The 2,090-nt window shown below is 44.3% G+C and carries 1 protein-coding gene; it reads right to left on the minus strand.

Annotated elements, in window-relative coordinates; translation table 11 throughout:
- Nucleotides 1-92 precede the first annotated feature (92 nt).
- Nucleotides 93-1,529 carry an NAD-dependent succinate-semialdehyde dehydrogenase gene (locus R7P74_RS24585; RefSeq protein WP_170897428.1) on the minus strand — a complete coding sequence of 479 codons (1,437 nt, stop codon included), beginning with the start codon at nucleotides 1,527-1,529 and terminating at the stop codon, nucleotides 93-95.
- Between the last annotated feature and the right edge of the window lie 561 nt (nucleotides 1,530-2,090).

The raw sequence follows: 2,090 nt of genomic DNA on the forward strand, positions 1-2,090 counted from the left end.
CTTTAAAATACAAAACGCCCGATGAAGTACATCGAGCGTTTTAGTTAAAAAGTGTCAACCCATATCAGGACGGGTCACGGCCATCTCTGAAATCAGCTTAAACCACCAAGACAAATATACTTTGTCTCCAGATATTCATCGAGGCCTTGCTTAGCACCTTCCCGTCCAACACCCGACTCTTTAACTCCACCAAATGGAGCCACTTCAGTAGAGATGATCCCTTCATTCACTCCAACCATGCCATACTCTAAACCTTCACTAAAAGTCACAATACGCTTCAAGCTATTCGTATAGAAATAACAAGCCAAACCATATTCTGTATCGTTCGCCATTTCGAGAACTTGATCATCATTTTCAAAGGTAACAATAGGCAACACAGGCCCGAATAGCTCTTGCTGAACAATCGACATATTCTGCGTCACACTATCCAAAAGAACGGGCTCCATAAAGCGACCAGGCCGTCTCTGTGGAGAGTTAGCAATAGAGGCACCTTCTTGTACAGCTTGATCGATCACCGCCTCTAGTCGATGCTTAGAGGCCATCGTAATAACAGGGCCTAATGTGACACCTTTCTCTAAACCATTGCCAAGCTTTAATTTGCTTAACTTCGACAATACTTTATCAATAAAAGCTTGTTTTACATTTTTATGAACATATAACCGATTGGTACAAACACATGTTTGCCCTGCATTACGGAACTTCGACGCGACAAGCCCTTCCGCAGCCGCATCTAAGTCTGCATCTTCAAACACGATGAAAGGCGCATTACCACCCAACTCCATCGACACCGCCTTGACTGAATCACTGGCTTGCTTCATCAAAATTTTCCCGACTCGCGTAGACCCCGTAAAAGAGATCTTCTGAATCCTAGGATCAGTACTTAGTACTTGACCAAACTCAGCAGCCTGCTCCGACACCACGACAGAAAGCAGTTCTTTAGGGATACCAGCCTGATAAGCTAATTCAACAACAGCAATTGCAGTGAGAGGGGTAAGCTCTGATGGCTTGATCAACATGCCACAACCTGCCGCTAGGGCTGGTGCTGCTTTTCTTGTAATCATCGCAATAGGGAAGTTCCAAGGTGTAATTGCAGCGCATACTCCCACAGGCTGGCGAATTGCAGATAGACGTCTATCTGTCGTGGGGGCAGGAATAACTTCGCCATAAGCACGTTTTGCTTCTTCTGAGAACCACTCGACAAAAGAGGCACCATACATCACTTCCCCTTTGCTCTCAGCTAAAGGTTTACCCTGCTCTAAGGTAATAATCGTGGCTATGTCTTCTGCATTATCAAGAAGTAGTTGATACCACCCCCTCAAACGACGAGAGCGCTCTTTGGCACTTAATTTAGCCCAACGGACTTGCTCCGTTTTGCACTGACCAATGAGATCATCTAACTCATCAAGAGTACTAGGCTTTAACCGAATTAACTCTTGCTCAGTTGCAGGGTTGATGACCACAATTCCCTCTTCGGAAGACCATTGCTTAAATACAGATTTCAGCGTTTCATTTTTTATTTGTTGCATCATCAAACATACTCCTCAAGAACTCCTCTTAGGTTAATCGCTACTAGCAAGTTCAGCAAAGAAAACAAAGTTTTCTAAAAGGCATTAATTTTCGGAAGACTTAGCTCTCTTCCTCATTATATTTCGGGAAATTGCGTAATCCACGCAACGACGGTCCCGCTCTAAACATGGAAGCAATGAATGTTTGAGAAATAAGATGTAGAAAATTATTGTTTAAGAGAGACGCTAACAAAACACGCAGTACGGAAGACTATTCATTCTATTACGGTTGAGGGCGAGTGTTATAAAGACTCATTGTTCAAATGACCAATCTTTCAACGAGGACAGGATACAAACTCGGAGTAATTGGAAGTGCAGGCAGCAGGCTCATCTTCCTGAGAAACTCATGTGCCAAAAGGGTAAAGAAAGTCGTATTGTCTCGCCTTCAATGTGTAAATGCATTTCTAGGGGACACGACCAAACGAAAAAGCCCCAGTCTTTCGACTAGGGCTTAATATAAGTGGCGGAGTGGACGGGACTCGAACCCGCGACCCCCGGCGTGACAGGCCGGTATTCTAACCAACT

Source organism: Vibrio sp. 2033, assembly GCF_033339735.1.

What these genes read in the sequence shown, in the direction of transcription:
- R7P74_RS24585 (WP_170897428.1), bottom strand. Translation starts at nt 1,529, where the DNA reads ATGATGCAACAAATAAAAAATGAAACGCTGAAATCTGTATTTAAGCAA.